The 23,868-nt window shown below is 73.4% G+C and carries 26 protein-coding genes and 4 pseudogenes; 16 read left to right on the top strand and 14 right to left on the bottom strand.

Features of this window, described 5'->3' with window-relative positions; all coding sequences use genetic code 11:
- Positions 1 to 349: 349 nt before the first annotated feature.
- Both BN2279_RS15635 and BN2279_RS29920 read left to right on the top strand, forming a co-directional pair.
- Positions 350 to 505 (top strand): hypothetical protein, encoded by a 156-nt coding sequence (locus BN2279_RS15635; protein WP_159037229.1) that lies wholly within the window; start codon positions 350 to 352, stop codon positions 503 to 505.
- A 267-nt stretch (positions 506 to 772) separates the two neighbouring features.
- A complete protein-coding gene (locus BN2279_RS29920) occupies positions 773 to 1,153 on the top strand; it encodes a helix-turn-helix domain-containing protein (protein WP_199827733.1) in 381 nt (126 codons plus the stop codon).
- A 68-nt stretch (positions 1,154 to 1,221) separates the two neighbouring features.
- Here BN2279_RS29920 and BN2279_RS29380 read toward each other — a convergent pair whose 3' ends face one another.
- Both BN2279_RS29380 and BN2279_RS15620 read right to left on the bottom strand, forming a co-directional pair.
- Positions 1,222 to 1,389, bottom strand: coding sequence for a hypothetical protein (locus tag BN2279_RS29380; RefSeq protein ID WP_159037228.1), 168 nt, complete (start codon positions 1,387 to 1,389; stop codon positions 1,222 to 1,224).
- A gap of 381 nt (positions 1,390 to 1,770) precedes the next feature.
- Positions 1,771 to 2,241: a MarR family winged helix-turn-helix transcriptional regulator gene (locus tag BN2279_RS15620; RefSeq protein ID WP_059010025.1), complete on the bottom strand. Its 471-nt coding sequence runs from the start codon at positions 2,239 to 2,241 to the stop codon at positions 1,771 to 1,773.
- Positions 2,242 to 2,378: 137 nt separating this feature from the next.
- Here BN2279_RS15620 and BN2279_RS15615 point away from each other — a divergent pair, with 137 nt between their 5' ends.
- Positions 2,379 to 3,629 (top strand): MFS transporter, encoded by a 1,251-nt coding sequence (locus tag BN2279_RS15615; protein ID WP_059010022.1) that lies wholly within the window; start codon positions 2,379 to 2,381, stop codon positions 3,627 to 3,629.
- Here the strand turns inward: BN2279_RS15615 and BN2279_RS15610 are convergent.
- A complete protein-coding gene (locus tag BN2279_RS15610; protein ID WP_234347881.1) occupies positions 3,604 to 4,026 on the bottom strand; it encodes a cupin domain-containing protein in 423 nt (140 codons plus the stop codon). The genes BN2279_RS15615 and BN2279_RS15610 overlap by 26 nt on opposite strands.
- Before the next feature lie 65 nt (positions 4,027 to 4,091).
- Here BN2279_RS15610 and BN2279_RS15605 point away from each other — a divergent pair, with 65 nt between their 5' ends.
- The gene (locus tag BN2279_RS15605; RefSeq protein WP_234347880.1) at positions 4,092 to 4,589 is read left to right on the top strand and encodes a MarR family winged helix-turn-helix transcriptional regulator; all 498 of its coding nucleotides are present in this window, start codon (positions 4,092 to 4,094) and stop codon (positions 4,587 to 4,589) included.
- A 13-nt stretch (positions 4,590 to 4,602) separates the two neighbouring features.
- Here BN2279_RS15605 and BN2279_RS15600 read toward each other — a convergent pair whose 3' ends face one another.
- Both BN2279_RS15600 and BN2279_RS15595 read right to left on the bottom strand, forming a co-directional pair.
- Complete coding sequence (locus BN2279_RS15600; RefSeq protein WP_059010020.1) at positions 4,603 to 5,469, bottom strand: GNAT family N-acetyltransferase; 867 nt, start codon at positions 5,467 to 5,469, stop codon at positions 4,603 to 4,605.
- 81 nt (positions 5,470 to 5,550) lie between these two features.
- Complete coding sequence (locus tag BN2279_RS15595; RefSeq protein WP_059010019.1) at positions 5,551 to 6,000, bottom strand: GNAT family N-acetyltransferase; 450 nt, start codon at positions 5,998 to 6,000, stop codon at positions 5,551 to 5,553.
- 228 nt (positions 6,001 to 6,228) lie between these two features.
- Here BN2279_RS15595 and BN2279_RS15590 point away from each other — a divergent pair, with 228 nt between their 5' ends.
- Together BN2279_RS15590 and BN2279_RS15585 are read left to right on the top strand one after the other, a co-directional pair.
- Positions 6,229 to 7,437 (top strand): globin domain-containing protein, encoded by a 1,209-nt coding sequence (locus tag BN2279_RS15590; RefSeq protein WP_059010017.1) that lies wholly within the window; start codon positions 6,229 to 6,231, stop codon positions 7,435 to 7,437.
- An 18-nt stretch (positions 7,438 to 7,455) separates the two neighbouring features.
- Complete coding sequence (locus BN2279_RS15585; RefSeq protein ID WP_059010015.1) at positions 7,456 to 8,280, top strand: pyridoxamine 5'-phosphate oxidase family protein; 825 nt, start codon at positions 7,456 to 7,458, stop codon at positions 8,278 to 8,280.
- Between the two features lie 32 nt (positions 8,281 to 8,312).
- On the opposite strand, the gene BN2279_RS15580 is transcribed toward BN2279_RS15585, so the two are convergent.
- Genes BN2279_RS15580 through BN2279_RS15570 form a run of 3 tightly spaced genes read right to left on the bottom strand, consistent with a single transcriptional unit; the run spans position 8,313 to position 10,405 of the window.
- Positions 8,313 to 8,807, bottom strand: coding sequence for an NUDIX domain-containing protein (locus BN2279_RS15580; RefSeq protein WP_059010014.1), 495 nt, complete (start codon positions 8,805 to 8,807; stop codon positions 8,313 to 8,315).
- Positions 8,808 to 8,812: 5 nt separating this feature from the next.
- A complete protein-coding gene (locus BN2279_RS15575; RefSeq protein WP_059010012.1) occupies positions 8,813 to 9,994 on the bottom strand; it encodes a cystathionine gamma-lyase in 1,182 nt (393 codons plus the stop codon).
- 39 nt (positions 9,995 to 10,033) lie between these two features.
- Entirely contained in the window at positions 10,034 to 10,405 is a 372-nt protein-coding gene (locus BN2279_RS15570) for a phage holin family protein (protein WP_059010011.1), read from the bottom strand.
- Positions 10,406 to 10,453: 48 nt separating this feature from the next.
- Here BN2279_RS15570 and BN2279_RS15565 point away from each other — a divergent pair, with 48 nt between their 5' ends.
- Both BN2279_RS15565 and BN2279_RS15560 read left to right on the top strand, forming a co-directional pair.
- Positions 10,454 to 10,771, top strand: coding sequence for a cupin domain-containing protein (locus BN2279_RS15565; protein WP_059010009.1), 318 nt, complete (start codon positions 10,454 to 10,456; stop codon positions 10,769 to 10,771).
- A gap of 158 nt (positions 10,772 to 10,929) precedes the next feature.
- Positions 10,930 to 11,145, top strand: a complete 216-nt coding sequence (locus tag BN2279_RS15560) for a DUF5326 family protein (RefSeq protein ID WP_059010007.1) — start codon at positions 10,930 to 10,932, stop codon at positions 11,143 to 11,145.
- Here BN2279_RS15560 and BN2279_RS15555 read toward each other — a convergent pair.
- Entirely contained in the window at positions 11,108 to 12,394 is a 1,287-nt protein-coding gene (locus BN2279_RS15555; RefSeq protein ID WP_059010005.1) for a YibE/F family protein, read from the bottom strand. The genes BN2279_RS15560 and BN2279_RS15555 overlap by 38 nt on opposite strands.
- Before the next feature lie 176 nt (positions 12,395 to 12,570).
- Here BN2279_RS15555 and thiC point away from each other — a divergent pair, with 176 nt between their 5' ends.
- Entirely contained in the window at positions 12,571 to 14,217 is a 1,647-nt protein-coding gene (gene thiC, locus BN2279_RS15550) for a phosphomethylpyrimidine synthase ThiC (protein WP_059010003.1), read from the top strand.
- Between the two features lie 94 nt (positions 14,218 to 14,311).
- Positions 14,312 to 14,791 (top strand): annotated as a pseudogene (locus BN2279_RS15545) (TerD family protein); the annotation flags it as partial.
- A 263-nt stretch (positions 14,792 to 15,054) separates the two neighbouring features.
- Here BN2279_RS15545 and BN2279_RS15540 read toward each other — a convergent pair.
- Positions 15,055 to 15,417, bottom strand: a pseudogene (locus tag BN2279_RS15540) (TerD family protein); the annotation flags it as partial.
- A 64-nt stretch (positions 15,418 to 15,481) separates the two neighbouring features.
- Positions 15,482 to 15,586: pseudogene (locus BN2279_RS31500) on the bottom strand (hypothetical protein); the annotation flags it as partial.
- Positions 15,587 to 15,588: 2 nt separating this feature from the next.
- Here BN2279_RS31500 and BN2279_RS15535 point away from each other — a divergent pair.
- Positions 15,589 to 16,437 (top strand): annotated as a pseudogene (locus BN2279_RS15535) (vWA domain-containing protein); the annotation flags it as partial.
- Between the two features lie 4 nt (positions 16,438 to 16,441).
- Here BN2279_RS15535 and BN2279_RS15530 read toward each other — a convergent pair.
- The gene (locus tag BN2279_RS15530; RefSeq protein WP_059009999.1) at positions 16,442 to 17,422 is read right to left on the bottom strand and encodes a BRO-N domain-containing protein; all 981 of its coding nucleotides are present in this window, start codon (positions 17,420 to 17,422) and stop codon (positions 16,442 to 16,444) included.
- 204 nt (positions 17,423 to 17,626) lie between these two features.
- Here BN2279_RS15530 and BN2279_RS15525 point away from each other — a divergent pair, with 204 nt between their 5' ends.
- A complete protein-coding gene (locus BN2279_RS15525) occupies positions 17,627 to 18,970 on the top strand; it encodes a carboxylate--amine ligase (RefSeq protein WP_059009997.1) in 1,344 nt (447 codons plus the stop codon).
- Positions 18,955 to 20,226, top strand: a complete 1,272-nt coding sequence (locus BN2279_RS15520) for an NAD(P)-binding domain-containing protein (RefSeq protein ID WP_059009995.1) — start codon at positions 18,955 to 18,957, stop codon at positions 20,224 to 20,226. Before BN2279_RS15525 ends, BN2279_RS15520 begins: the two co-directional genes overlap by 16 nt.
- A 12-nt stretch (positions 20,227 to 20,238) precedes the next feature.
- On the opposite strand, the gene BN2279_RS15515 is transcribed toward BN2279_RS15520, so the two are convergent.
- Positions 20,239 to 20,889 carry an FMN-dependent NADH-azoreductase gene (locus tag BN2279_RS15515; RefSeq protein WP_059009992.1) on the bottom strand — a complete coding sequence of 217 codons (651 nt, stop codon included), beginning with the start codon at positions 20,887 to 20,889 and terminating at the stop codon, positions 20,239 to 20,241.
- A 123-nt stretch (positions 20,890 to 21,012) separates the two neighbouring features.
- Here BN2279_RS15515 and BN2279_RS15510 point away from each other — a divergent pair, with 123 nt between their 5' ends.
- The 3 genes from BN2279_RS15510 to BN2279_RS15500 all read left to right on the top strand — a co-directional run bounded on the left by BN2279_RS15510 (position 21,013) and on the right by BN2279_RS15500 (position 22,658).
- On the top strand, positions 21,013 to 21,426 hold the full coding sequence (locus tag BN2279_RS15510; RefSeq protein ID WP_059009991.1) for a winged helix-turn-helix transcriptional regulator: 414 nt from the start codon (positions 21,013 to 21,015) through the stop codon (positions 21,424 to 21,426).
- A gap of 68 nt (positions 21,427 to 21,494) precedes the next feature.
- Entirely contained in the window at positions 21,495 to 22,313 is an 819-nt protein-coding gene (locus BN2279_RS15505; RefSeq protein ID WP_059009989.1) for a J domain-containing protein, read from the top strand.
- A gap of 9 nt (positions 22,314 to 22,322) precedes the next feature.
- Positions 22,323 to 22,658, top strand: a complete 336-nt coding sequence (locus BN2279_RS15500) for a rhodanese-like domain-containing protein (RefSeq protein WP_059009987.1) — start codon at positions 22,323 to 22,325, stop codon at positions 22,656 to 22,658.
- Here BN2279_RS15500 and BN2279_RS15495 read toward each other — a convergent pair.
- Positions 22,627 to 23,811, bottom strand: coding sequence for an aminotransferase class I/II-fold pyridoxal phosphate-dependent enzyme (locus BN2279_RS15495; protein ID WP_059009985.1), 1,185 nt, complete (start codon positions 23,809 to 23,811; stop codon positions 22,627 to 22,629). The genes BN2279_RS15500 and BN2279_RS15495 overlap by 32 nt on opposite strands.
- Positions 23,812 to 23,868 lie beyond the last annotated feature (57 nt).

Genomic DNA, 23,868 nt, shown 5'->3' with positions numbered 1-23,868 from the left:
CGCTCTAGCGTTCGGAGGCATACTCCGCACGCCTTACCTGCGAACTCCCTGTTTGCCCGGGACTTCTTGCGAGTATGCACGGCCAACCATCCCAAGGGAACAGGGTCGTGCAATGCCTCAGCGCGACCCGATCCTCGGAGCAGAAGTAAGCACCTGACGAGCTGGGATAGGCGATGTCACAGAACCTGAAGCGGACATCCAACGCACTGGTTGATGTGTTTCCCGCACGGCGCGGCTCCACTGTTGGGGGCGAGCGGTGAGTCCGGTTATCGGGGTGGTTGAGCGGGTGAAGCTGCTCTCAGGGGTGAGTGATCCGGTGATGTGTCACCGGGGTCACGAGGTGACCGACATGGCGACCGGCAGCTCGGGTGTCCTGACGGACGTTCTGGTGTGGGAGCGGGACGGGCGGCAGGAGGTGCAGGTGTTCCTCCGGCGTGACGGGCGTGAGTGGGACACCGAGCCCCGGCACATCACGTGCGCGTGCGGTGCGAAGGAGGCGGAGTAATGCCCCGCCTGCTGCCGGAACTGCGCGGATGCCGCTGCCTCATATTCCTCATCCGGGAAATCGGCCCCTGGAAGTGAGGAATGAGAAATGAGGAAACGTGGAGCAAAGCCCGGAACCGCCAGAGCACGACAACGGCCCGTGTACGCACAGCGGCGAGCTGGCCGTGACCCCGGAGGGGAAGCGGTGCGCGGCGTGTGACGCGCTCATCTACGCGGCGGCCGTCGTCCGCGAACAGACCACCCACCCCACGACAAGGCAAGAAGGCGCATGCCGGAAGCGGACGAGGTGAGCAGGAAGGCGGCGGGGATGTTCCGCTGCGGGGTGACCCCCTACGAGATCGGCCACTTCCTGAGAATCGACCCCGCCGAGGTCGCCGTGATGCTGACCGGGCAGGGACTGGACCCCGGGACGGGACGGACATGCCTGCCGCTGCGGCGGCGGACGGGATGGCGGGCCCGCGTCGCGGACCTGCTGCGCACCGGATACGACAACGGCGCCTCCCTCAGCGAACTGGCCCGGCGGCACGGACGGCGCCCGCAGAACGTGCACACCCTCCTGCTCGAAGCCGGCACCACCATGCGACCCCCCGGACGACGCCCCGTCCTGGTCATCCCCCAGGACGGACAAGGAAAGGTGAACGACCAATGAGCACGACCCGCACCGTGAAGGTCAGCATCCTCGTCCTGGCAGGAGGCGACCAGTACGGCGTACTGCAACTACGCCCCCCCGGGGCACCGGACTGGGACCTGCCCGGCGGCCTCGTCCACGAAGGCCAACTGATCCTCGAACGAGGAGCACAACTCCTCGCCGAGCAGACCGGACTGCGCAGGACCGTGATGCGGGCCGTCGCCCTCGACCAGACCCCCCGCAACCCCCAAACCCACCAGCCCGAAACCCTCACCTACGTCCTCGCCGGCGGATACGCCGAACCCGGCGCCCTCACCCCGGCCGCCCCGATGCGCTGGGCCGAACTGCCCGACATCATGCACGCCGAAGGCATCACCAAATACGCCGTCACCTCCGCCCTCTACACCGGGGGAGGCAAAGCCCTGCCGGTCTGCCTCGGCGGCGAAGCCCTCTACACCGAAGCCGACCACCGCAGGGCGGAACAACTCAGGCAAGCCCACGAACGCGGAGAATGGACCCCCGGCACACCACCCCCCACCCACCTGTACCTCTCTCTTACACACATATCCGAGCCCACGATACAGGCAGAAATAGCGTATGCCGGCTGCCCACCCACCTGTAGGGGCGCCGCCCGCCCGTCACCGGCCGGCGGGCCGGCTCGTCGACTCGTAGTGCAGTGTGCGGACCGCCGCCACCAGGGGGGCGAGGGGCGGGCGGCGTTCGGCTTCGGTCAGGGCTTCGCGCAGGGCCGCGTCGTTCGTCGGGCGGGCCTCTTCGAGGAGGACGCGCCCGGCCTCGGTCACGTTCGTGTAGATGCCGCGCCGGTCGGTCGGGCAGAGGTAGCGGGTGAGGAGGCCGCGGTCCTCCAGGCGGTTCACCAGGCGGGTGGTGGCGCTCGGACTCAGGACCACCGCGTCGGCCAGCTCGGTCATCCGGAAGTGGCCGCCGTCGCCGTCGTGCTGCTGGCTGAGGACGTCCAGTACGGAGAACTCCCGCACGCTCAGCCCGTGACCGGCCTGGAGCGCGCGCTCGATGTGCGCCTCGATGCGGTCGTGCAGCGCGGACAGGGCGCACCAGCCCTGGGCGAGGCCCGGATCCGGACGTGTCATCGGCCTCTTCCTCCCTTGCCGTGCCTCCGCCGAGTCTAACGCAGCAACGCAACAGACCGCGCTTGCGTATATAGCGCGTCTGCAATTATTGTCTGAGCTGGTAATGCTTGCCTGCACAGACCTGGGAGGGTCGGCTCATGCCACTCGCGCTCTTGGCCCTGGCCATCGGAGCCTTCGGGATCGGCACCACGGAATTCGTCGTCACGGGCCTGCTGCCGGAGGTCTCCGCCGAGTTCGGCGTCTCGGTCCCGACCGCCGGCCTGACCGCCTCCGGCTACGCGCTCGGCGTCATGGTCGGCGCCCCGGTCCTGGCCATCGCCGGGGCCAGGGTGCCCCGCAAGCGCATGCTGATGCTGATGATGGCGCTGTTCATCGCGGGCAACGCGGTCTCCGCCGTCGCGCCCGCCTTCGGCGTCCTGCTCGCCGGGCGGGTGATCGCCTCGCTCGCGCACGGCGCGTTCTTCGGGATCGGCTCGGTGGTGGCGGCCACCCTGGTCGCGCCGGAGCGCCGGGCCGGGGCCATCGCGCTGATGTTCACCGGGCTGACCGTGTCCAACGTGGTCGGCGTGCCCGCCGGGACCCTGCTGGCCCAGCAGGTGAGCTGGCGGCTGACGTTCGCCGCGATCACCGTCGTCGGCGTCGTCGCGCTGATCGGCGTGGCCGTGCTGGTGCCCTACGGCGTCGGGGACGCCGCGCCCGGCTCGAAAGCGTCCGGGGGGCTGCGGCGGGAGCTGGCGGCGTTCCGCGACGCGCAGGTGCTGCTCGCCATGGCGATGACGGTGCTGGGCTTCGGCGGCGTCTTCGCCGCGATCACCTACATCGCGCCGATGATGACCGAGGCCGCCGGCTACGCGGAGGGCAGCGTCACCTGGCTGCTGGTCCTGTTCGGCGTCGGGCTGGTCGTCGGCAATCTGGTCGGCGGCCGGTACGCGGACCGGGCGCCGATGCCGATGCTCTACGCGTCGCTGGGCGCGCTGGCGGTGGCGCTGGCGGTCTTCACCGTCACCGCGCACGACAGGGTCGGGGCGGCGGTGACCCTGCCCCTGATCGGCGCCTTCGGGTTCGCGACCGTGCCGCCGTTGCAGAAGCGGATCCTGGACCACGCGTCCGACGCGCCGACGCTGGCGTCGGCGGTGAACATCGGGGTGTTCAACCTGGGCAACGCGATAGCGGCCTGGCTGGGCGGGCTGGTGCTCGCCGCCGGGGGCGGCCCGACCCTGCCGAACCTGGTGGGCGCGGCGATGGCGGCCGGTGCGCTGCTGCTGGCCCTGTTCGCCGCGCGGATGGAGCGGACCGGCGGGTCGCGGCGGGCGGGAGCGGGCGCGGTCGTCGCCGCGCACACGCCCGCCGGACCGGTGGCCGTCACTCCGTCCAGGGAGCGGTCCTGATCTCGCCCGTGTCGGCGACGGTGACCCGGCCGCCGTTGGCCATGCAGACGACGATCTCGGCGGGCGCGTCGCCCGAGGTGGCGATGCGCCGGACCTCACCGGCGGGCAGGACGGCCGCCTGACCAGGGCCGACCTCGCGGACGCCGTCGTCGGTGGTGACGGTGATGGCGCCGGAGAGCGGCAGCCAGATCTGCTCGCGGTCCATGGCGTGGCGCGGCCCGGCGGCGCCGGGTTCCATGCGGACGGTCCAGGCGCTGATCTCGGCGGTGCCCCGGCGGGGCGTGGCCAGGCTGGTCATCACGGCGTTCGGGGTGGTCGAGACGTCGGCGGCGGTGGGCGTGTGGACGTGCATGGCGGTGGTCCCCTCGGTGGGTGGCGGCGAGCCGACGTGGGTCAAGGTGCTTTACTCATCCGGACGGGGACGAGTAAAGCACCTTGACCCGCGTGTGTCACCATGGACCCGTGCACCAGGAAGCCCCCACACCACCCGCCACGGCCGAACTGGAAAAGCTGGAGCTGCTGTTCCTTCTCGGACTGGCCTTCCAGCTCCTGCTCGGCGAATTCAACGGCCGCCTCGCGGACGCCGGTTACGGTGACCTGCGGCCCGTCCACGGCCTCGCCTTCCAGGCGCTGCGCCCGGCCGGCGCCACCGGCAGCGAACTGGCGCGGCGCCTCGGCGTCACCAAACAGGCCGCCGGTCAGATCGTGGACGACCTCGAACGGCGCGGCTACGTACGGCGCGAGCCCCACCCCGCCGGTGGCCGCCGCAAGCTCGTCGTCCTCACCGAGGCCGCCCACCGCCATCTCGCCGTGGCCGGGGACCTGTTGCACGGCCTGGAGAACGAACTGACCGCGCGGCCCGCGGGCCGCGCCGACCCCGGCCGGCGGCGCGCGGGCCTCGCCGCCGCCGCCCGCGAACCCGGCGGCGCCCCGCCGCCCCCGCTGCGCCCGGTCTGGTAGGGCGCGGCACGGCTCAGCCCAGGGCCACCGAGTACGGCGCGAAGCGGCGCGTGAAGTCGCCGGGGATGTCGGGCGCGTTGAGCACCATCAGGGTGAACCGGCTGGTGCCGGTGAGCCCGTTGGCCCGCAGCCACGCGGCCAGGTCCGGGTGGCGGTCGTCGGCGTCGAAGCGCAGCGGCAGCGGGGCGTTGGAGCCGAGGCGGGCGATCAGCGCCTGCGCGGTGGCGGTGTCGTCGGCGCAGACCGGGCCGACGACGGTGGTCGTGAGGTTGGGCCAGGCCGCCGCGTAGCCGGCCAGGCGGCCGTCCGGTGCCCTGGCCACCAGGAACTGGTCGGCGAACGACGGCAGCCGCGCGAGGAGTCCGGTCCGGTCGGCGCCGAAGACGGGCCGGTCGAGGGCGAGGACGTCCGGCAGGTCGGCGGCCGTCGCCGGGCGGACCGCCGCGTCGGTCCCGGCGCCGGGCACGTCGCCGGTGAAGCGGCCCCGCAGCAGGGTGACGGCGCCCACCGCCTTGAACCCGAGCTGCTCGTACAGCGGCCGTCCGTTGTCGGTCGCGGTGAGGAACGTGGTGGCCGGGGCGCACTCCGCGACGACATGCCGCATCAGCAGGCGGCCCAGGCCGCGTCCCGCGTGGCGGGCGGCCCCCAGCACCATGCTCACGCAGTGGCAGGTGCCCGCGTACGAGGTGACGACGGCGGAGGCGATGAGGCCGCCGCCGTCACCGGGCGGGGCGTCGAGGCCGTAGCCCTGTCCGGCGGACAGCAGCAGCCGCCACTTGTGCTCCTCGGGCGGCCAGCCGCGATCGGCGGCCAGGTCGAGGCAGGCGGGGAGGTCGGCGAGGGTGAGGCGGCGGACGGGCGGTGCGGGCGTCGGGGTCACGGCCTCAAGCGTGACCGACCGGCCACCCCCGGGCGACCCCTTTTCCACCGCTCGCCGGGGAAAAAGGGGACGTGAATCCGGTCACAGCGCCAGCTTGAAACCGACGTGCGTCGCCCGGAAACCCAGCCGTTCGTAGAAGCGGTGCGCGTCGGTCCTGGCCGCGTCGGAGGTGAGCTGCACCAGGACGCAGCCGCGCCGCCGCGCCTCCTCGACCGCCTGCCGGATCAGCTCGCCGCCCAGCCCGGCGCCGCGTTCCGGCGCCGCCACCCGGACCGCCTCGATCAGCGCGCGGGACGAACCGCGCCGGGACAGGCCGTGCAGAATGCTGAGCTGCAAAGTTCCCACCACGCGGCCCGCGCGCTCACCGACGAGCAGAAGCTGATTCGGATCGGCGTCGATGCGCTCGAACGCCGCCAGATAAGGGTCGAGTTCGGCGGGATTCTCGCGCCGCGCGCCGAGGATGTCGTCCGCCAGCATGGCGACGATCTCGGGGACGTCCGCGGAAATCGCCTGCCGCAGAGTGATATCCATAACCGGCAGTCTAGGAAACAGGGGAAAACGCGCGAACCTCACGTTCCAGGAGGGGGCTTGTGTCTCAGCCGTATAACGGTAGGGTCGATTACGCGCCCGGGCGGCGCGAAGCCGTTCATTTTATGGGTGGCGCGGGGCTCGACGGCGGGTTTCCCGGTTGACCACCCGCCCGGGGTGAGCATGCTGACACGCTGTGCGACCGGGAGCTGATCGAGGCGAGGCAGGGGCATGACCGCGATACCGGCCGGCGACGGTGCCACCATGGCCGCACACGGCAAGGGAAACAGGGAGAACGCGCCATCGCCCGACGCGATGGTGATCCGGCGCACACTCGCGGAGATCCGGCCGCTCGCGGACGAGGCCACCGCGTACTTCTACGCGCTGCTCTTCGTCCGTGACCCGGGAGTGCGCGACATGTTCCCGGTCGCCATGACCGGCCAACGCGACCGGATCTTCAGGGCACTTCTCACCGCCGCCGAACGCATCGACGACCGCGCCGCGTTGACGGACTATCTGTGCGAACTCGGCCGGGGACACCGGAAATACGGCACCCGGCCCGAGCACTATCCGACCGTCGGCGAGTGCCTGATGGCCGCGCTGGAACGTTACGCCCCCGCCTCCTGGGGCGCCGACGCCGAGGCGGCGTGGGTGCGGGCGTACACGCTGATCTCCCAGATCATGATCGACGCCGCGGCCGAGGCCGAATTGCGCTCGCCGCCCTGGTGGCACGCCGAGATCGTCGGACACGAGCGCCGCACCAGCGACGTCGCCGTGGTCACCGTCCGCCCCGACCAGCCGTATCCGTTCCGGGCCGGGCAGTACACCACGCTGGAGACGCCGTGGTGGCCGCGCGAGTGGCGGTGCTTCTCGTTCGCGTCCTGTCCGCGCCCGGACGGGCTGCTGTCGTTCCACGTCAAGGCCGTGCCCGCGGGCTGGGTCTCACGGGCGCTGGTGCACCGCGCCCGGGTCGGCGATGTGCTGCGGCTCGGCCCGCCCGGCGGTTCGATGACCCTGGACCACTCCTCGGGGCACGGCGTGCTCTGCGTCGGGGGCGGCACCGGCATCGCGCCGATCAGGGCGCTGGTCGAGGAGGCCGCCGAGTACGGCGGGCGGCGGCGGGTCGAGGTGTTCTTCGGCGCCAACCGCGACGCCGAACTGTACGACCTGGACCACCTCCAGGACCTGGAACGCCGGCACCCGTGGCTCGCGGTGCGCCCGGTCGTCGCCGAGTACGCGACGCGCGGCTATTCCGGGCAACTTCCGGACGCGGTGCGGAAGTTCGGCCCCTGGCCGGAGTTCGACGGCTATCTGTCCGGGCCACCGCCGATGATCCGCAAGGGCGTCGAGGCCCTGGTGTCCTCGGGCATCCCGGAGGACCGGATACGGCACGACTTCCCGGGCGAGGCGGGCACGGGACACACGGAAAGCGCGAAGTGAAGCAACGGCATGTCAGGCATGGGTAGTTCACGCACGGGCGGGACCACGCGGACGGACGCGGAGCGCCGTCCCGGCAGCGACGGGGAGCACGCCCTCCAGCGGCGGCTGGGCACCGAGGAGCGCGCGGACCGCTTCTACGACGAGCAGGTCCTGGACCATCTCAACGAGCGCATGCGGGACTTCGTCGCCCGGCAGGAGATGTTCTTCCTGGCCACCGCCGACCGCCACGGCGCGTGCGACAACAGCTTCCGGGCCGGCCCGCCCGGCTTCCTGCACGTGCTGGGACCGAAGGCCGTCGCCTACCCCGAGTACCGGGGCAACGGGGTGCACGCCTCGCTGGGCAACATCACCGAGAACCCGTGGGCCGGCCTGCTCCTGATGGACTTCGACCGGGCCCGGATCGGCCTGCACATCAACGGCCGCGCCGCCATCGTCCCCGACGCCGAACTCCGCGCCGCCCACCCCGGACTGCCCCGGGACACCGCGCCCGGCCGCGCCGCCGGGCTGTGGGTGCGGATCGAGGTGGAGGAGGCGTACATCCACTGCGCCAAGCACATCCCGCGGTTGGTCAAGGCCGCCCGGGGCACCGCCCGCGACTGGGGCACCGACGACCACAAGCGCAAGGGCGGCGACTTCTTCGGCGCCGCCCGCGAGGCCCAGGTGCGCCGCACCCGCGAGCTGCACGGCCGGTCCGTGCCCGCCGCCGCCCCGGGCGCGGCCCAGGAGCGGGCGCCCCGGCCACCGGACGCGGAGGCGTGGCGCGAGGAGGCGCGGCGCGCGCTGGAACTGGCGCGACGCCGGGGCGCGGGGGCCGGCGGGTCGTCGGGCGGCTGGTTCGGCTGAGGCTGAGGCCGAGGCGCGGGGGCCGTGCGGCGTCAGGCGAAGTCGCGGGCGAGCAGGGCGCGGATGCCGGGGACGTTCGCCGCCAGGTAGCGGCTGAGCGAGGACGGCACGACATCGACCGAGGCCAGCCCCTCGGGCGTGAACGGCAGCCGCACGATCTCGTACGTGCCGCGCGGCGCCTCCACCTCGGGCCCGTGCCGCAGCGACAGGTCCATGGAGACGAGCCGGCAGACGAAGAAATGCTGCACCTTCAGGCCGGGCGGCAGGCCGTCCCCGTCGTCCTGGGTGCACGGCACGGTGTCCACGAACGCCGGGACCACGTCGGTGATCTCGGCGCCCAGCTCCTCGAACACCTCGCGGTGCAGGGCGTCCAGCACGGTGGCGTCCGTCGGCTCGACACCGCCGCCCGGCGTGATCCAGTACGGCGGGCGGCCCGGCTTGGTCCGCTTGATGACGACGAGACGGTCCGCCTCGTCGAGGAGGATGGCGCGCGCGGTGCGCTTGACCACGGGTTGTGCTGGGGTCATGCCAGTCATGTGGCCCCGCGCGTCCCCGGTGAAACCTCCGTCCGCGCCGCCGCCAGGGCCCGCCGTACGTCGGCGACGAGATCCTCCGGGTCCTCCACCCCGACCGCGAGCCGGACGAAGCCCTCGGGCACCGCGTCACCGCCCCACCGGCCGCGCCGTTCGGCCGTCGAGCGGACGCCGCCGAAACTCGTCGCGTCGTCCACCAGGCGCAGCGCCGCGAGGAACCGTTCGGCGTGCTCCCGGTCCGGCAGGACGAACGAGACGACGCAGCCGAACGACCGCATCTGGCGCGCGGCCACGGCATGCCCGGGGTCGTCGGGCAGCCCCGGGTGCCGCAGCCCCGTCACGTCGGGCGCCTCGCGGAGCGCGGCGGCGACGGCCAGCGCGTTCGTCCGCTGGCGCTCCACCCGCAGGTGGATCGTGGCGAGCCCCCGGTGGGCGAGCCACGCCTCCATCGGGCCGAGGATCGCGCCGGTGGTGGTGCGCCACCGCCGGATCACGGCGGCCAGCTCCGCGTCGCGGGTGACGACGTAGCCGAGCAGCACGTCGCCGTGGCCGTTGAGGGCCTTGCTGCCGCTGGCCACGGACAGGTCGGCGCCCAGGTCGAGCGGGCGCTGCCCGAGCGGGGTGGCCAGCGTGTTGTCCACGGCGACGAGCGTGCCGCGGCCGTGGGCGGCGTCGGCCAGGCGGCGGATGTCGCAGACGTCGAGACCGGGGTTGGCGGGGGTCTCCAGCCACAGCAGCCTCGGCGCACCGGGCCTGGAACCGTCCCGGTCGTCGGCGGCGAGGGCGGCGAGCTGGGCGTCGTCGTCGGTGGGGGCCGTGCGGACGTGGACGCCGGACTCCGCCAGCCGGTCGCGCACGCGGGCCAGGAGCTGATAGCCGTCGGACGGCAGCACGGCGGTCTCGCCCGGCCGCAGCAGCCCGGTGAGGACGGCGGAGGTGGCGGCCATGCCGGACGGGAAGACGACGGCATGCGCCTCCTGGCCGGGGGACTCCAGCTCGGCGATGGCCCGCTCCAGACCGGTCCAGGTCGGGTTGCCCTCCCGGCCGTAGCCGTAGGGGGCGACGGCCGGGTCGCCCGGAAGGTGGAAGTGGGAGGCGAGCACCGGCCCCGGCATGGGCGGCCCGTAGGGCTCCGCCTCCGGCAGCCCGGCCCGCACCGCGCGGGTCCCGTCCCCGGTCATCGGCCCCGCCCGGTGTCGGCCCGCCGTGCGGCGCGGCGGTCAGTCACTGTCCAGCACCATGTTGACCGCCCACGACACGATGGAGATGATCAGGCCGCCCAGCAGGGCCGGCCAGAAGCCGTCGACCTCGAAGCGGTCGCCCGCGAGCGCGTCGGTCAGCATCAGCATCAGGGCGTTGATCACCAGCGTGAACAGACCGAGGGACAGGATGACCAGCGGCAGGGTCAGGAACGTCACGAGAGGCTTGACGATCAGATTCACCGCGCCGAAGATCAGCGCGACGACGAGCAGGGTGGCGGTCTTGCCGCCGTCGCCGGCGTCGTCGTCGCCGAGGGCGATGCCGCCCACCAGCCAGACGGCGGCTGCCAGCGCCACGGCGTTGGCGACGAACCGGAACAGGATGCTTGTCATAGAGAGATCGTTTCAGATGGCCGCACGGGCGCAAGGGGACTGGGCGCGATGAAGGAGTTCCGGCTGGACCTGCTGGAGGCGGAGCGGATCGCGAACGACGGCGCCTACCTCCGTTTTCTTCGCGAACGCAACCTTTCGGCGGGGCTCTACGCGCTGGGTGCCGGGCAGCAGGACACGCAGCGCCCGCACCCGCAGGACACGCTCCACTTCGTCGTCAGCGGCCGGGCGTCGATGACGGTCGGCGCCGAGACGACCACCGTGGCGCGCGGCAGCGTGGTCTACGTGCCGGCCGGGACGCCGGCCAGGTTCCACCACATCGCCGAGGACCTGCGGGTCATGGTGGTCTTCTCGCCGCCCGAGGGGTGACCTTCCCGGGCCCCTTCTCAGGGTCGCGCTCAGGGGACGGTCAGGGGAGGACCGGGGCCGTCCGCCCTCCCGGCGCGGGTCCGGCGCGCTTAGCATCGACGGCATCGACAGCAGTGCGGGGCACTGGACAACCGGGGGCGGGAGAGGGAGCCGTGGCGATGAAGAAGGCGTTCATGACCCTGCCGTGGTGGCTGCGGTGGGTCGCCCTCCCCGCCGCCGCGCTCGTCGTCTTCGGCGTCCTGCTGGCCGGCGTGGTGGCATGGCTGGTCGCCGTGGTGTTCCGGGTCCTGCTCGGCGTCGCCGTGGTGGCCGGGCTGATCTACCTGGTCCGCAAGGTCACCTCTTCCTCGCCCTCCTCCGGTGGCGGCTGGTAGCGGCCCCTCCCGCGCCCGGGGCCGGGTGCCGGTCCGCGTTCACCACCAGTGCCGCGAGCACGGTGGTCACCGGCACGGACGCCACCAGGCCCACCGAGCCCACCAGCGTCCTGACGATCTCCTCCGCCACCAGCTCGCTGAACGCGACGGTCCCGACGCTGCTCTGTGCGATCGTGAACAGCAGGAGCAGGGGGAGGGCGGCGCCCGCGTAGGCCAGCACCAGCGTGTTCACCACCGAGGCGATGTGGTCGCGGCCGATGCGCATCCCGGCCCGGTACAGCCGCCGCCAGCTCGCGCCCGGCTCGGCCTGCTTCAGCTCCCAGACGGCGGACGTCTGGGTCACCGTCACATCGTCCAGCACGCCCAGGGACCCGATGAGGATCCCTGCGAGCAGCAGGCCCTGGATCTCGATGCCGGGGTAGAGGCTGTGCACCAGGCCGGTCTGGTCGTCGGTGTTGCCCGTCAGGTGCGCCCAGTCCATGAACAGCGAGCCCAGCACGCCGATCAGCAGCAGCGACACCAGCGTGCCGAGCACGGCGACCGACGTGCGGGCGTTGACGCCGTGGCACAGGTAGAGCGTGACCAGCATGATCACGCTGCCGCCGATCACCGCCACCAGCAGCGGGTTCGAGCCGTGCAGGATGGCCGGGAGGATGAACAGCGTCAGCACGACGAAGCTCACCACCAGCCCGGCCAGCGCCAGCAGCCCGCGCAGCCGCCCGACCGCGACGACCGCGAGCGCGAAGATCCCGGCCAGCAGCAGCATCGGGGCCTTCCGTTCCACGTCCGTGACGCTGTACTGCAACTCCTCCGGCGCGTCCGGCGCGTAGGCCACGATCACCCCCTGGCCGGACTCGTACCGCTGGGTGGCGTCCGGGGGCACGATCTCCTCGAAGACGCGCCCGGTGTCCGGTCCCGACGTCACCTCGACGGTCGCCCGCTGGCAGGCGCCCTCGACGCCCTGGGGGACCTGCACGCCGACGTCCTCGCACGGGACCTCGGTGACCTCGGTCACGCGGGCGCGTTCGTGCTGCTGGTCGAAGCCGACGCCGGTGTGCTCGTCCTGCTCCGGCGCGCCGCCGGGCCACAGCACCACCAGGCCGGCCACCATCACGACCGCGAACGGGATGAGCACCGCCGCTATCACCCGCCGCAGGTGGGCCGAGACCGGCGCGGCGGGGCCGTGGTGGTGGGCGTGCGCGTGGGAGTGCCCGTGGGCGTGGGGGTGGTTGTCCTCGGGTGCCGTCACGTTCCGATCATCGCGTAAAAGGCCCGGCCCTCTGTTCAGCCGGTCCGGTGTGCCGTTAGCGTGGGTGGCGCGATTCGCACATCGCGGGAGCTCCGGGCACGGGGCTGAGAGGGCGCTGACGCCGCGCCGACCGCCGAACCTGTTACCGGGTAATGCCGGCGTAGGGAGTAGATCTGATGACCACGCAGGACGACGCACGCATCAGCACGCCTGTCATCGGTTCACACAAGGGATATATCACCGGAAGCCGTCCCGATCTGCGGGTCCCCGTGCGGCGGGTGCACCTGACGGACGGCAACTCCGTCACTCTGTACGACACCTCCGGCCCGTACACCGATCCGGCCGTCACCACCGACGTCCGCCGGGGCCTGCCGCCGCTGCGGGGCGACTGGATCGCCGAGCGCCGCGCGGACGGGACGCCCGCCGTCACGCAACTGGCGTACGCGCGGCGCGGGGAGATCACCCCGGAGATGGAGTTCGTGGCCATCCGGGAGAACCGCCCTCCGGAGTTCGTCCGCGACGAGATCGCGGCGGGCCGGGCGGTGCTGCCGGTGAACGTCAACCACCCGGAGAGCGAGCCGATGATCATCGGCAAGAACTTCCTGGTGAAGGTCAACGCCAACATCGGCAACTCCGCGGTCACTTCCTCCGTCGAGGAGGAGGTCGAGAAGATGACCTGGGCCACCCGGTGGGGTGCCGACACGGTCATGGACCTCTCCACCGGCCGCGACATCCACACCACCCGCGAGTGGGTGCTGCGCAACTCGCCGGTCCCCGTGGGCACCGTGCCGCTGTACGAGGCCCTGGAGAAGGCCGGCGGCCGGGCCGAGGACCTGAGCTGGGAGCTGTACCGGGACACCGTCGTCGCGCAGGCCGAGCAGGGCGTCGACTACATGACGGTCCACGCGGGCGTGCTGCTGCGCTACATCCCGCTGACCGCGCGCCGCAAGACGGGCATCGTCTCGCGCGGCGGCTCCATCATGGCCGCCTGGTGTCTGGCGCACCATCAGGAGAGCTTCCTGTACACGCACTTCGAGGAGCTGTGCGAGATCCTCCGCGCGTACGACATCACCTTCTCGCTCGGCGACGGCCTCCGTCCGGGTTCCATCGCGGACGCCAACGACGAGGCGCAGTTCTCGGAGTTGCGGACGCTGGCCGAACTCACCAAGGTCGCCAAGGCACATGACGTGCAGACGATGATCGAGGGCCCCGGGCACGTCCCGATGCACAAGATCAAGGAGAACATCGACCTCCAGCAGGAGCTGTGCGAGGAGGCGCCGTTCTACACCCTCGGCCCGCTGACGACGGACGTCGCCCCCGGGTACGACCACATCACCTCCGGCATCGGCGCGGCGATGATCGGCTGGTGGGGCACGGCGATGCTCTGCTACGTCACGCCCAAGGAGCACCTGGGCCTGCCGGACAAGGACGACGTGAAGACCGGCGTGATCACGTACAAGATCGCCGCCCACGCCGCCGACCTGGCCAAGGGGCACCCCGGCGCCCAGGTCTGGGACGACGCCCTGTCCGACGCGCGCTTCGAGTTCCGCTGGGAGGACCAGTTCAACCTCTCCCTCGATCCGGACACGGCCCGCGCGTTCCATGACGAGACCCTCCCGGCCGAGCCGGCCAAGACGGCGCACTTCTGCTCGATGTGCGGCCCGAAGTTCTGCTCGATGAAGATCAGCCGCGGCATCGCGGAGCGCTTCGCGCCCGACGGGGCCGGGGAGTTGAGCGACGCGGAGGTCGAGGCCGGAATGCTCGCCAAGTCACGGGAGTTCGCGGAGGCCGGGGGGCGGGTCTACCTGCCCATGGCGGACTGACCACCGGCGTCGCGCGGCCCGCCCCGACCGTCGTGGCCCCGCTCCACGACGGTCCGGGGCCGTGACGCCGGTCCCCTCGGGCACACTTGGCCGCATGACTGCCATGTCCCTCAGCAAGGGTGCGAACGTTCCGGTGGGTGCCGCGTCGGTGCGCGCGGTGTTGTCGTGGTCGGTGGGCGGTGCGGGGACGCCGGACGTGGACGCGTCGGCGCTGCTGCTCGGCGCGGACGGACGGGTGCGCGGGGACGGCGACTTCGTCTTCTACAACCAGCCCCGGCACGCGTCCGGCGCCGTGCGGCACACGGGGAAGCGGTCGGGGGCCGACGCGGTGGAGGTCGATCTCGCCGCCCTGGAGCCGGGCGTGGAGCGGGTGGTCCTCGCGGCCTCGGCGGACGGCGGGACGTTCGGGCAGGTCAGCGGGTTGCGGCTGACGCTGTCGGACGCCGGGACCGGGGCGGAGGTCGCGGTGTTCGACATGGCGGCGACCACGGAGACGGCGTTTGTGAGCGGCGAGCTGTACCGGCGGGCCGGCGCGTGGAAGTTCCGCGCGGTGGGCCAGGGGTACGCCTCCGGACCTGTCTCTTTTTCACATCTCCCCGCCCCCGAGACCGGCAGGAAACTCGTTTGCCGTCTTTTGCTTTTAAACCAACAACCTACACAACTAAACATATAATATATATCTGCTCACTGAAATATCACGTGCATGACGTTTTAATTGTTTCAGTGAGCAGATATATATTATATGTTTAGTTGTGTAGGTTGTTGGTTTAAAAGCAAAAGACGGCAAACGAGTTTCCTGCCGGTCTCGGGGGCGGGAAGATGTGAAAAAGAGACAGGTCCGGAGGCGTACCCCTGGCCCACCGCGCGGAACTTCCACGCGCCGGCCCGCCGGTACAGCTCGCCGCTCACAAACGCCGTCTCCGTGGTCGCCGCCATGTCGAACACCGCGACCTCCGCCCCGGTCCCGGCGTCCGACAGCGTCAGCCGCAACCCGCTGACCTGCCCGAACGTCCCGCCGTCCGCCGAGGCCGCGAGGACCACCCGCTCCACGCCCGGCTCCAGGGCGGCGAGATCGACCTCCACCGCGTCGGCCCCCGACCGCTTCCCCGTGTGCCGCACGGCGCCGGACGCGTGCCGGGGCTGGTTGTAGAAGACGAAGTCGCCGTCCCCGCGCACCCGTCCGTCCGCGCCGAGCAGCAGCGCNCGCGCCGGCCCGCCGGTACAGCTCGCCGCTCACAAACGCCGTCTCCGTGGTCGCCGCCATGTCGAACACCGCGACCTCCGCCCCGGTCCCGGCGTCCGACAGCGTCAGCCGCAACCCGCTGACCTGCCCGAACGTCCCGCCGTCCGCCGAGGCCGCGAGGACCACCCGCTCCACGCCCGGCTCCAGGGCGGCGAGATCGACCTCCACCGCGTCGGCCCCCGACCCCGGCGCCAGCTTCGGCTTCGGCCGAACCGTCCCTGGAGCGGCTGCCGGTGGACATGCGCAAGCGGCTGTCGCTGCGCAAGGAGAAGGTCGCCGTCAGCCTCGGCAAGCACGGCGTGCCCGGCGTGCGGGCGCGGGTCGTGCTCGTCCTCGACGCGTCCGGCTCGATGACCGCGCTCTACCGGGACGGCGTCGTCGCGGACGTCGTGGAACGGATGGCGGCCGTCGCCGCCGCGCTGGACGACGACGGCGAGATGCAGGCGTGGACCTTCGCCTCCCGGCCCGCCCGCCTGCCCGACCTGCGCCTTCCCGAACTGCCCCACTGGCTCGGGCTCCACGTCCGGGTCGGCGAGCTGAGCCTCTTCGGGGGCCGCCGCAAGCGGCCGGGCCGGGACCTGGCGCCCGGACAGGTCGACATGAAGGCCGTGGGCATCCAGAACGAGGAGCAGAAGGTCATCGAGGAGGTCCGCGCCTTCGTCCGGGAGAACCCGGCCGCCGTGCCGACCCTCGTCCTCTTCTTCTCCGACGGCGGCGTCTACCGCGACCGGGAGATCGAGGCCCAGCTCCGGGCGGCAGCGGCCGAGCCCGTGTTCTGGCAGTTCGTCGGTCTCGGCCGCGCCAACTACGGCGTCCTGGAACGCTTCGACACCCTCCCGGGCCGCGCCATCGACAACGTCGGCTTCTTCTCGGTGGACGACATCGGCGGGGTCCCGGACGGGGAGCTGTACGACCGGCTGCTGTCGGAGTTCCCCTCCTGGCTGAAGGCCGCCCGCGACGCGGGGATCATCGCCTGAACGGCTAGGCGCGGCGCAGTTCGTACACGGGGGTGTCGTGCACGGTGCCGATCCGCCGGATGCACTCGTGCTCCAGCAGGGAGCGCAGGCCGTCGCGCGCCCGGTCCGGGGTGAGGCCGGTCCGGGCGGCGATCGTCCCGACGCCGAGCCGGACCTCGCCGCGCTCGGCCAGCGCGGGGGCCAGGAGCACGGCGACGGCCCACGCGTCGTCGGTGACGGTCAGCCGCGCCCGCCAGGCCGTCAGCACCTGCCCGGCGCTGAGCACGGGCCCGCCCCGGCGCGGCACGCGCGGCTCGGCGGGCGGTGCGGCGGGGCGCGGCGGCATCCGGTCGACCAGATCCTCCACCGAGTCCGCCAGCCGGGACATGGAACGGGCGACGTCCACCATCACATCCCGCATCGCCAGCACCGACCGCCGCTGCGCCTCGGCGACGGTCCGCGGCACGTCGACGGTCGTCCCGTCGCCGTCCAGGGCCTGCCGCTCCAGCCGGACGAGGGCGTCGGCGACCTCCCGGGGCATCGCGTGGGCGGCGGGCGCCCCGGACGCGGCGGCGGGCTGGATCTCGGCCTCGTCGAGGGCGTAGGACCCCTCGCGCCGGACGGTCGCGATGACCCGCGCGACCCACCGCTTGAAGGGCCGCGTGGCCGGCTCGGTGGAGCCGGCCACCAGGACCAGCAGCCCGGCCAGGTCCACCATGCGCAGGGACTTCCTGAGCCGTTGACCCGGCGGAACGGCGACACCGTACCGCTCGGTGAGGGCCGCGAGCGAGGTGCGGGCCTCCGCCGGGACCTGCTCCCTGAACGTCCTGTCGGGGTTGGCGTACCCCAGCGCGCGGAGCACGTCCGCCGCCGGGAACCAGTGGGTGCCGTCCGGCATCGTCAGCCGCCGCACCCGGGTCCCGGTGGCCGCGTGGACGAAGTCGTCGATGTCGATGGCGCCCTCGCGGGGAGCCCGGCCGCCGGGAGCTTCGCGCTGTTCATCCATGCACCGGACGGTAAACAGACCATCGCTCCAAATGACAGCAAAGCAAGGCAACTTCACCCGTTCGTGCGGTCCCGCCCGGCATGCTCGCCCGTGCCGCCACCGCATTAAGCACACGATCCTTTCAATGCGCCGGGGGAACGCTTTCCCGTAGGCCGATCGAGGCGTCGCCCACCGGGCCGGTACCCGCCGGGGAGGATCGGTGGCATGTCACCGCTCGACACCGAGGTGCCCGCCCTGCTGCTCCGGCTCGACCGCAACCCGTTCCACCACGGTTCGCTGGGCGCGGTCAGGTCGCTGGGGCGGGCCGGGGTCGAGGTGCACGCCTTCGTGGAGCGACCGGGCACGCCGCTCGGCCGCTCCCGTTTCCTGCGGCGCGCCCACGTCTTCACCGGTGACCCCGCGTCCGCCGCGGACGTGGAACGGGCGCTGCTCGCCGCCGCCGCGCGCATCGGGCGGCCCGCCGTCCTGATCCCGATGGACGACGTGGGCGCGGTCACGGCCGCGCGGCTGGCGGGCCGGCTGGGCGGCCGGTTCCTGCTGCCCGCGCTGCCGGACGGGCTGGCCGAGCGCGTCGCGGACAAGGCGGAACTGGCGGCGCTGTGCGCCCGGTCGGGGGTGCCGCACCCGACCACCCTGATGCCGTCCAGCGCGGCCGAGGCGGCGGCGGCCGTCACCGGCCTGGGGCTGCCCACCGTCGCCAAGTGGAGCCGCCCGTGGCTGCTGCCGCCGGGCGGCGGGCTGCGCAGCACGACGCTGGTGACGAGTGCCGCGCAGGCGCGCGAGCTGTTCCGGGCGGCGCCGCTGGCGGGCAGCCGGCTGCTGCTCCAGCGGCTGGTGCCCGGGGGGCCGGGCGCGGACTGGTTCTTCCACGGCTGCTTCGGGGCCGGCGGCGAGTGCCTGATGGGCGGCACCGGCCGCAAGGAGCTGTCCTGGCCGGTGCGGGCGGGGCTGACGGCGGTGGGGAGCGGGCGGCCGAGCCCGGAGATCGCGGCGGTGGCGCGGCGGCTGGCCCGGCACCTGGGCTTCCGGGGCGTGGCGGACCTCGACTTCCGGCGCGACGCCGCGACCGGCGTCCACCACCTGCTGGGCTTCAACCCGCGACCCGGCGCGCAGTTCCGGCTGTTCACGGACGGCTCCGGGCTCGACGTGGTCCGCGCCCTGCACCTCGACCTGACCGGCCGGCCGGTGCGGCCAGGACGGCCCGTCGCCGGGCGGGTCTTCGTGGCGGAGAACTACGGGCCGCTCGCCGCCCTGGCCGCGGGCGGGCGCCTCCCGCGCGGCACGGTCGCTGCCGGGCGCCGGGAGGTGGAGTGGGCGTGGTTCGCGGCCGACGACCCGGCGCCGTTCCTCGCGATGACCGGCGGCTGGCTGGGCCGGGGCGCGCTGTCCCTCGGGCGGCGGCTGGCGGGCGCGGCCGGAGGGGCGGCGCGCCCCGGCCCGCGGAGCCGGATGCCCGTGACGTCCGGGGGGCACCGGCCGCACGACCCCGGGAAGCACCAGAAGCACGAGACGAGAGTGAGCGGTGAGGCGACATGCATGACCTCGTAGTGGTGGGCGCCGGCCCGTACGGACTGTCGGTCGCCGCCCACGCCGCGGCGGCCGGGCTGGACGCGCGGGTCCTGGGCCGCCCGATGGCGTCCTGGCGCGACCACATGCCGGCCGGGATGTTCCTGAAGTCGGAGCCGTGGGCCACCGACCTGTCCGAGCCGGGCCGGCGGCGGACCCTCGCCGCCTACTGCGCCGATCAGGGCCTGCGCGCGGAGCACGGCGTCCCGCTGCCGGTGGACACGTTCGCCCGGTACGGCACGTGGTTCGCCCAGGGGCTGCCGCTGCCCGTGGAGGAACGGGAGGTCACCGCCGTGGCCCCGCGCGACGGCGGCTTCGTGGTGCGGACGGCGGACGGCGGGACGCTGACCGCCCGGAACGTGGCGCTGGCGGTCGGCGTCATGCCGTTCGGCCACCTGCCGGGCGCGCTGCGCGGGCTGCCGGGACCCCTCGCCTCGCACAGCAGCGACCACCGCGACCTCGGCCGCTTCCGGGGCGTGGACGTGACAGTCGTCGGCGCCGGGCAGGCGGCCCTGGAGACCGCCGCGCTGCTGGCCGAGGCCGGGGCCAGGCCCACCGTCGTGGCACGCGCCACGCGGCTGCGCTGGAACACCCCGCCCGTGCCGTTGCGGCGCCGCGCGCTCGCCGCGCTGCGCGCCCCGCACAGCGGGCTCGGCACCGGCTGGACGACATGGGTGTGGTCCGAGCTGCCGTGGGCGGTGCGCCGCCTGCCGGAGGCGGCCCGCGCGCGGGTCGTGGCCACGGCCCTCGGCCCGGCCGGCGCCTGGTGGCTGCGCGAACGGTTCGAGGGCGTCGTTCCGGTGCGGCTCGGTCTGCGGGTGCTGCGCGCCGAGCCGGCCGGGTCCGGCGTACGGCTGACGGTGGCCTCGGCCGGGGGCAACCCCGAGACGTATCAGACCGGGCATGTGATCGCCGCGACCGGGTTCGTGCCCGATCTGCGGCGGCTCGACCTGCTGGACCCGGCGCTGCGCGAGGGCCTGCGGACCGTGCGCGGCACGCGGGCGCCGGCGCTGAGCGGGGGGTTCGAGTCGTCCCGGGCGGGGCTGTTCTTCGCCGGGCTGCTGAGCGCGCCGTCCTTCGGCCCGGCGATGCGGTTCGTGCACGGCGTGTCGTTCACCGCGGGGCGCCTGGTGCGGCACCTGCGGGACGTGCCGGGACGGCGGTCCGCCGCCGCCCCGCGCATGCCGGGCCAGGGCGCGGACCGGCCCGCCGGGCTGAGCCGCCCCGCCGCCCGGTAGGACCCGCGCGGCTCAGCCCGCGAGCCGCGCCGCCAGCGCCTTGGCCTTGGCGCGGGCCTCCTCGTGGGCCTGGGCCAGGGAGGCGTCGGCCGCGTCGGTGAGGTGCGCCATGGCCGGGGTCGTCCGGGCCAGGGTCAGCTCGGGAACGACGAACTGCACGTCCATGCCGAGGGCGGTGCCGAGGACGAACCGCAGGTGCGGCTCGGCGAAGTCGTTGCCCTCCTGGGGGGTGCCCGGGGCGTAGGAGCCGCCGCGGCTGGAGACGACGACGACCGGCTTGCCGGTGAGCGGGGAGTCCGCGGTGGACGCGTTCCGGCCGATGATGATCACGTGGTCCAGCCACGCCTTGAGCGAGGAGGCGATCGCGTAGTTGTACAGCGGGGCGCCGATCACCACGGCGTCCGCCGTCTCCAGCTCGCGGGCCAGCTCGTCGCGGAGCGCGAACTGCGCGCGCTGCTCCGGGGTGTGCTGGTCGGCGGGGGTGAAGGAGGCGTAGTACGCGCCGGCGTCGATGTGGGGCAGCGGCGAGGCGGCGAGATCGCGGTAGACGACGGTGCCCTCGGGGTGCTGCTCCTCCCACGCCGTGCGGAAGGTGCGCGTGACGTCGCGGGAGACGGAGTTCTCGCCGTTCAGGGAGGAGTCGAGGTGCAGAAGCGTGGCCATGGGGTGCTCCAACGAGTAGATCAAGCGGACCAAGTAGATTAGGTACTGCAAGCCCGTGCGGTACTAGTAATAACACATGAACTTACTTTTCTGCATCCACTCTCCTTCGGGTAGGCTGAAATCATGCTGGAGGCCGACGCGGCGAGAGACGGCGAGAACGGGACCGGGACCGGGGAGTGCGCGGACGACGGGCTCTGCGCGGTCCCGGAGTCCGCGCTCCGGCGCGTCTTCGCGCTGCTCGGCAAACGCTGGACCGGCGTCGTCATCGCCGCCCTCATGAGCGGCCCCGGCCACTTCGCCGAGCTGAAGCGCGCCGTCCCCGGCATCAGCGAGCGCATGCTGTCCGACCGGCTCAGCGAGCTGACCCACGCCGGCCTGGTCACCCGCCATGTGCAGGAAGGCCCCCCGCTGCGCGTCAGCTACCGGCTCACCGACGCGGGCCTCGGGCTGCGCCCGGCCCTGGCCGAGCTGACCCGCTGGGCCGAGTCGCACCTGCCCGAGGACGCCAAGAACTGCCCCGACGAGTTCCGCCCCTGACCCGGCGACCGACCCGGCGACCGACCCGGCTCAGTGCGGCGCCGCCCGGCGCATAGTCTGGCCGGGTGATGGACGACAGCGAGACGGGAAGCCCGGCCGGGGCCGACGAGGCGACCGCCCGGCTGGAGCGCGCGGTCCGCGCCGCCGAGACCGCGCTCATCGAGTTCGAGATCGCGGTGGAGACCTTCCGGATCGAGGTGGAGAACTTCTCCCGGCTCCACGAGCAGCGCCTCGGCCCGCTCTACGCGCGGCTGGAGGAGCTGGACGCCCTGATCGCCGAGGCCGTCGCCGACCGCACCGGCGCCCCCGAGGACCTGCGCCGCGCCCGTGAGGCCCGCGCCGCCGTCGCCCCCATGCCGGGCGTCGCCGAACTGTTCCAGGGCTGGCTCGACGCCGACGGCTTCGGACCCGAGGCGTACGCCATGCTCACCGGCCAGTCCGTCCAGGAGCCGCCCCGGGTCCGGCCCGGCGAGGAGGCCCGCCGCCTCTACCGCGAGCTGGTCCGCCGCTGCCACCCCGATCTGGTGACCGACGCCACCGAGCGCGACCGCCGCGACGCCTTCCTCACCCGCGTCAACCAGGCGTACGCGCGCGGCGAGGAGGACACCCTGCGCGAGCTGGCCGCCGAATGGGAACGCGGCGGCCCGGGGCCCGCCCGCGCGCCCGAGCACGACCCGGCCGGGGAGCTGTACGCGCGCCTGGAGTGGCTGGCCGAGCGCAAGGAACTCCTGGCCGACGCCGCCGCCGCGCTGGAGGACAGCGCCATCGGCTCCATGCTGCGGATGGCGGGCGACGACCCCGACGCCATGCTCGCCGAGATCGCCGAGGAGCTGCGCCGCCGGGTCACCGGGAAGGAAGCCGAACTGGCCACCCTGCTCGCCCGGTAGGGTCGGGGCATGAGCTTCGCACTTCCGGCCGTCACGGCCGACGCCGTGCCCGAGGGCGCCCCGCTGCTCGACGTCCGCGAGCCGGACGAGTGGGCCGCGGGTCACGTGGCGGGCTCGCTGCACATCCCCATCGGGCAGGTCGTGGAGCGGATCGACGAGATCACCGAGCACGCCGGGGACCAGCGGCTGTACGTGGTGTGCAAGGTCGGCGGCCGGTCCGCGCAGGTCACCGCGTACCTGGTGCGGCAGGGCCTGGACGCGGCCAACGTGCACGGCGGCCTGCACGCCTGGGAGGACTCGGGCCGGGCGCTGGTCAGCGACGCGGGGGAGCCGTTCGTCGCGTGACCCCGGCCGGGGCGGCGGCCAGCCGTTCCACCGCCGTGCGGATCGACTCCGGCCGCTTGCAGAACGAGAAGCGCACCAGCCACGGCGCCGGGTCCGCGCCCGGCCGGAACGCCGAGGTCGGGATCGCCACCACCCCGGCCAGCTCCGGCAGCTCACGGCAGAACCCCGACCCGTCCGTGAACCCCCATGGCCTGATGTCGGCCTGCACGAAGTAGCCCGCGTCGGCCCGGTAGGGCCGCAGCCCCGCCTCGGTCAGGCCCGCGGCCAGCAGGTCCCGGTTGGCGGTGAGCGTCGCGCGCAGCCCCGCCGACCACTCCCGCACCGAGCCCAGCGCCCGCGCGATGGCCTCCTGGTACGGGGTGCCCGAGGCGTACGTCAGCCACTGCTTGACCCCGGCGACCGCCGCCACCAGCCGCGCCGGCCCGCAGACCCAGCCGACTTTCCAGCCGGTGGCGTTGAACGTCTTGCCGGCCGACGAGATCACCAGCGTCCGCTCCCGCATCCCGGGCAGCGTCGCGATCGGCACGTGCCGCCCGCCGTCGTACACCAGGTGCTCGTACACCTCGTCGGTGACCACCGTCAGATCGTGGGCGCGGCAGACCTCGGCGACCGTCGCCAGCTCGGCGGGCGTGAAGACCTTGCCGGTCGGGTTGTGCGGCGAGTTCAGCACCAGCAGCCTGGGGCGGCGCGCGCCGGCGACGGCGGCGCGCAGCGCGTCCGCGTCCAGCGCGAATCCGTCGCCGTCGGCGGCCAGCGGCACGGGCACCAGCCGGGCGCCGGCCAGCCGCACGCCCGCCGGATAGGCGTCGTAGCAGGGGTCGAACGTGACGACGTCGTCCCCCGGCCCGGTCAGCGCCAGGAACGCCGAGGCCAGCGCCTCGGTCGCGCCCGTCGTCACCAGCACCTCGCCGTCCGGCGCGTACTCCAGGCCGTAGTGCGCGCGCTGGTGCGCGGCGACCGCCTCGCGCAGGGCGGGGAAGCCGGACGCGGGCGGGTACTGGTTCCGGCCGGCCAGCACCGCGGCGGACACGTCGGCCAGCAGGGCGGGCGGCGCGTCGAGTTCGGGCACGCCCTGCCCGAGGTTGACCGCGCCGGTGCGGGCGGCCAGCTCGGTCATCTCGGTGAAGATGGAGATCTCGCTCGCGCGACTCATGGCCCCACCCTAGGGCGGGGCAGGGCGGCACGGGGCAGGGGTGTGCCGTGGTGTCCG

The organism is Streptomyces specialis (assembly GCF_001493375.1).
In the GTDB taxonomy this organism is placed as follows: Bacteria; Actinomycetota; Actinomycetes; order Streptomycetales; family Streptomycetaceae; genus Streptomyces; species Streptomyces specialis.
The sequence above is the reverse complement of the archived record's forward strand: the minus strand, read 5'-3'. Positions and strand labels throughout refer to the sequence as shown.